Origin of the sequence: Parafilimonas sp. (genome assembly GCF_047606085.1) — a bacterium.
Classification (GTDB): Bacteria; Bacteroidota; Bacteroidia; order Chitinophagales; family Chitinophagaceae; genus Parafilimonas.
The window spans coordinates 1-4,472 of record NZ_JASGEX010000181.1 but is presented as its reverse complement, the minus strand read 5'-3'; the positions used below and the strand labels follow the sequence as shown (position 1 = coordinate 4,472).

At 39.5% G+C, this 4,472-nt stretch carries 4 protein-coding genes; 1 reads left to right on the top strand and 3 read right to left on the bottom strand.

Going from position 1 to position 4,472, the window contains the following annotated elements; translation table 11 throughout:
• Both QM629_RS15770 and QM629_RS15765 read right to left on the bottom strand, forming a co-directional pair.
• Window positions 1-755, bottom strand: a 755-nt coding sequence (locus QM629_RS15770; protein WP_415160852.1) for an FtsX-like permease family protein, incomplete at its 3' end; no start/stop codon positions are given.
• 94 nt (window positions 756-849) lie between these two features.
• Window positions 850-1,545, bottom strand: a complete 696-nt coding sequence (locus tag QM629_RS15765; RefSeq protein WP_415160851.1) for an ABC transporter permease — start codon at window positions 1,543-1,545, stop codon at window positions 850-852.
• A 333-nt stretch (window positions 1,546-1,878) separates the two neighbouring features.
• Here QM629_RS15765 and QM629_RS15760 point away from each other — a divergent pair, with 333 nt between their 5' ends.
• Complete coding sequence (locus QM629_RS15760) at window positions 1,879-2,688, top strand: glutaminyl-peptide cyclotransferase (RefSeq protein ID WP_415160850.1); 810 nt, start codon at window positions 1,879-1,881, stop codon at window positions 2,686-2,688.
• Between the two features lie 117 nt (window positions 2,689-2,805).
• On the opposite strand, the gene QM629_RS15755 is transcribed toward QM629_RS15760, so the two are convergent.
• On the bottom strand, window positions 2,806-4,338 hold the full coding sequence (locus tag QM629_RS15755; protein WP_415160849.1) for a sodium/sugar symporter: 1,533 nt from the start codon (window positions 4,336-4,338) through the stop codon (window positions 2,806-2,808).
• Window positions 4,339-4,472 lie beyond the last annotated feature (134 nt).

Sequence of the window (4,472 nt, the reverse complement as noted above, 5' to 3'; positions counted from 1 at the left end):
TGGCCTGTTCCGTCTTTTGTAATAGGTCCTTTAATTCTCTTTGTTCCTTTACTGATAGGGAAATTTTGTAACTCATAGTTTTTCAACAAAGTTACAAAATCGGAATTATTTAGACAATATAGTATATCTCCTTTTGTATCTACTATCACGATTTGATTTTTATCAAATCCTAAATCATGATTACACATATAACTTAGCTGGTTATAAATAATAGCTGTGCTTATCATTAAAATAATGGAAATGGCAAATTGAAAAATTACCAACCCTTTTCTTAATACAAGCCCTTTTCTACCGGTAGCAAAACGCCCTTTTAACACTGATATTGGCTGAAAAGATGATAATACCATAGCTGGATAAAAGCCGGCAGCAATACCAACCACCATGCTTATTAAAAACAAGTATAAAATATAAGAAGGCTGGACAAAAGCAGATACACCTACCTGCTTGCCTGCAAGCTCGTTAAACAGTGGCAATGCCAATGTGTATAACAAAATAGCCATTATAAAAGCAATAAAACTGAGCAAGATGTTTTCGCATATAAATTGTTTTGCCAACTGAAAGGATAATGCACCAGCTACTTTGCGAATGCCTACTTCTTTTGCCCGTTCAGCACTGCGTGCTGTAGTAAGATTAATAAAGTTTATACAGGCAATAAGTAAAATAAATATTGCAATAGAAGAGAAAATATAAACATTGCTAAGATTTCCTGTTTCAATTCCGTCTTTTCTTACAGATCGTAAGTAAATATTTTTCAAAGGCTCAAGATGAAGTATAAAATCTGTTTTATGTGCTTTTAAACCTTCGCCTATTTGCGTATTAATAAAGGCCGGAAACCTCGCTTCTACAGCTTTAGGATTTGCAGCAGGCTTTTAGTAACAAATAAGAAATAACGCTAAAATTCGTCCATTGATTATCTAATGGTTGCCCAAATAACCGTTGTTGAGACGACATTGACACCAGAATATCAGCCCTGAATTGGGCATTCGGAGGAATATCTTTCATTACACCCGTAACAGTTGCATTTAATTGCTTATCTGTTAACAATAAAGTTTGCCCAATGGCATTATTGTAACCAAAATATTTCTTCGCAGCAGATTGAGACAGTACTATGCTCATCGGTTCTTTTAGGGCTGTGTTCTTATTACCATATAGTAATGGAAAATCAAATATGTTAAACAAAGCCGAGTCTGCCATTAAAACATTAGCATCTTCAAATTCTTTATTTCCTTTTCGAATAATAAAAGTTTGAGAGCTTATCCTTGCAGTCAATTCCACTTCGGGAAAACCTTTTTGTATATTAACTGCCATCGCCGGAGAGGAAGAGCCTAACTGCATAAGATCAGATGGTGTTTTTATATCCGTTACCAGCCTGTAGATACGATCTGCCTTGGTATTAAACGTATCATAGCTTAACTCAAAATGCACATATAAAAAAATAAGAAAACAGGCAGCGATGCCTATTGCTAATCCCGTAATATTTATGAAGGCAAATATTTTATGCTTCCATAAGTTACGTAAAGCTATTTTCAGATAACTCTTTATCATTTGAAAAGCGTTGTACTAAATAAATATATGTAACAATTATGTGGCATGGCGAAAACAGAACCTACAGCTTCTATACAACAATATTATTTCCCTGTATTGATGCCTGCCTTGCCTTACATTTTTTTCAATAATTCTATAACACGGACTGCACCCAGTACAAAACTATTACAATTGGCTACCAGGAAAAATACGGTTTTTTCCAATTCATTTATTTTCAAGAATTATTATTGTCGCCTCAAAACACTACCTGTTTAAACACCCCCGCCCATTTATTACAAATCATTAAAATTTAGGAATATACTTTTGCTGCAAATAAATACAGCACTTTTTTCCATGAAACTGCAATATCGCCTTCTTTGCTTATTATTATTTTCAGCCTGCAATACCAGCCAGCCGGATAATACGGTGAATGATAACAGCAACCCCGCCCCGCCCATGATAAATTATTCCATCGTAAAAGTGTATCCCCACGACACATCTTCCTACACGGAAGGCCTGGAATGGAGAAATAACAGCTTATATGAAAGCGGGGGAAACTATGGGTCGAGCAGGCTTCATCAAACTACATTGGAAGGAAAAAAACTGCAATCGCTGCCGCTTGCAAAGGAATTTTTTGGCGAAGGCATTACCCTGCTGAACAATAAAATTTACCAGCTTACTTACCGGGAGCATAAAGTATTTGTATATGATGCCGCCACATTCAAAAAAATAAAGGAAATGGAATGGCCGTATGAAGGCTGGGGCATGACCAACAATGGCAAAGACCTGATCATCAGCACAGGCAGCAGTGTGCTTTATTTCGTTGACCCGGAAAACTTCAAAATCCTGAACCAGGTTAGCGTTACAGATAATTATGGGCCGGTAAGCAATCTGAATGAACTGGAATATGTAAACAATAGGATATACGCCAATATCTGGCAAACTGATTATATCGTAAAAATTGATCCTGAAACAGGAAGGGTAACAGGCAAATTAGATGCAGGCGGTATTTTGCAAAAAAGCGGCATAGCGTATAACCCTGAAGATTACCCGGGCAGTAACGGCAATGTTTTAAACGGTATCGCTTACGACTCTGCCAGGAACAGTTTTTACATAACCGGCAAAAAATGGCCGGCCTTATTTGAAATAAAACTGAATAACTGACAGGAAACTAAGAATGTGCAATGCTATGGTCAATGTCGTTTAGTTAAGGCACAATCTTAAACCTGTAAACTTTACATAAAGAAGAAACAACCTGTTAAGCAACCTTCGAACAAACTATCACCAAAACACCGTATATAAGGCAGCCAGGATGCCAATAATGATCACCGAACCGGCAATAAATGCAGGAGAGCAGCGAAACATGCCTGTATCAATTTCAAGTGCTTTGGGATTGTGTTTTGTGCGTTTATCGGCAAGGCTCATAATAATCATCAGCATAATAATCACCAAAAATACAATCGTCATCCTGTCAAGAAAAGGATAGTCGGGAAAAGCGCCGTTTGTCCATACCGGCAAAAATTTTAAAATGGTGGAAAGCGGAATGGTAAGCAAAGCCGCCGTCATGGCGGCGGCTTTGCTGGTTCGCTTCCAGAAAAAGCCCAGCAAAAAAATGGCCAGCACGCCGGGCGAAATAAAGCCTACATATTCCTGTATAAACTGATAGGCCTGGTCGAGGCTTTTTAATGCCGGCGCTACCAGGCCGGCCAGCGCCATGGCAACGATCACGGCAAGCCTGCCGGTTAAAACAAGTTGTTTTTCCGAAGCATTTTTATTGATGTATTTATGATAAATGTCCAGCGAAAAAATAGTGGATATACTATTGGCCTTGCCCGCCAGCGATGCCACAATGGCTGCGGTTAAAGCCGCAAAGGCAAGCCCTTTTAAACCGTCCGGCAAGAGGTTCATCAGGGTGGGATAAGACTGGTCTGGCCTGATAACGCCATTACCCATCATCTCCTGCTGAAACATGCCGTTTTGATGCATCACAAACATGGTTATGCCGGGTATAACCACAATTACAGGAACGAGCAGCTTTAAAAAACCGGCGAATAAAATTCCCGAACGTGCGGTTTTCAAATCTGCGCCCAATGCCCGCTGCACAATGTATTGATTACAGCCCCAGTAATTCAGGTTGTTTATCCACATGCCGCCAATTAAAACAGAAAGGCCGGGAAGGTCTTTATAGTAAGGATTGGATTTATTGAATATCATGTGAAAATGCGAAGGCGCTTTTTCCCGGATGATGCTTAAGCCTTTGAATATATCTTTCCCAAAACCAAAATGTTCTGATACGAGATTAAGCGCAAGGAAGGTAGTAACCAGCCCGCCCAGAATTAAAACCAGCACCTGCACCACATCGGTATATCCAATCACTTTCATGCCGCCAAGCGTAACGATGATAGAAAAAACCCCAAGCCCCGCCATGCACCATTCAAAGCTTATGCCCGATAAAGAATGTACAGCCAGCGCACCCAGATAAATAATGGAAGTAAGGTTTACAAACACATATACCAGCAGCCAGAATATAGCCATGATGGTGCTTACCTTACCATTATACCGCCGCGCTAAAAACTGCGGCATGGTATAGATTTTATTTTTAAGATAAACAGGAATGAAAAAGATGGCCACGATTATCAGTGTGGCCGAAGCCATCCATTCATACGTGGAAATAGCAAGCCCCAGTGCAAACCCCGAGCCCGACATGCCGATAAAATGTTCCGCCGAAATATTTGATGCGATCAATGAAGCGCCTATAGCCCACCAGGTTAATGACCCTTCTGCCAGGAAAAAATCTTTTGAGTCAGGCCGCACCGATTTCTTTTTATACTAAGTTGCTTTAATAATTCCGAAATTAAATTGTAGTAAAGATATCAGCTCATCCAATTGATATTCGAGATTAGAGAAGAACTGCTCAATTGCCGATTGAAACTCCTCAAAATACTGGT

Bases quoted from the DNA above. Each gene is read 5' to 3' on its own strand.
- QM629_RS15765 (WP_415160851.1), bottom strand. From the start codon at position 1,545: ATGATAAAGAGTTATCTGAAAATAGCTTTACGTAACTTATGGAAGCAT.
- QM629_RS15760 (WP_415160850.1), top strand. From the start codon at position 1,879: ATGAAACTGCAATATCGCCTTCTTTGCTTATTATTATTTTCAGCCTGC.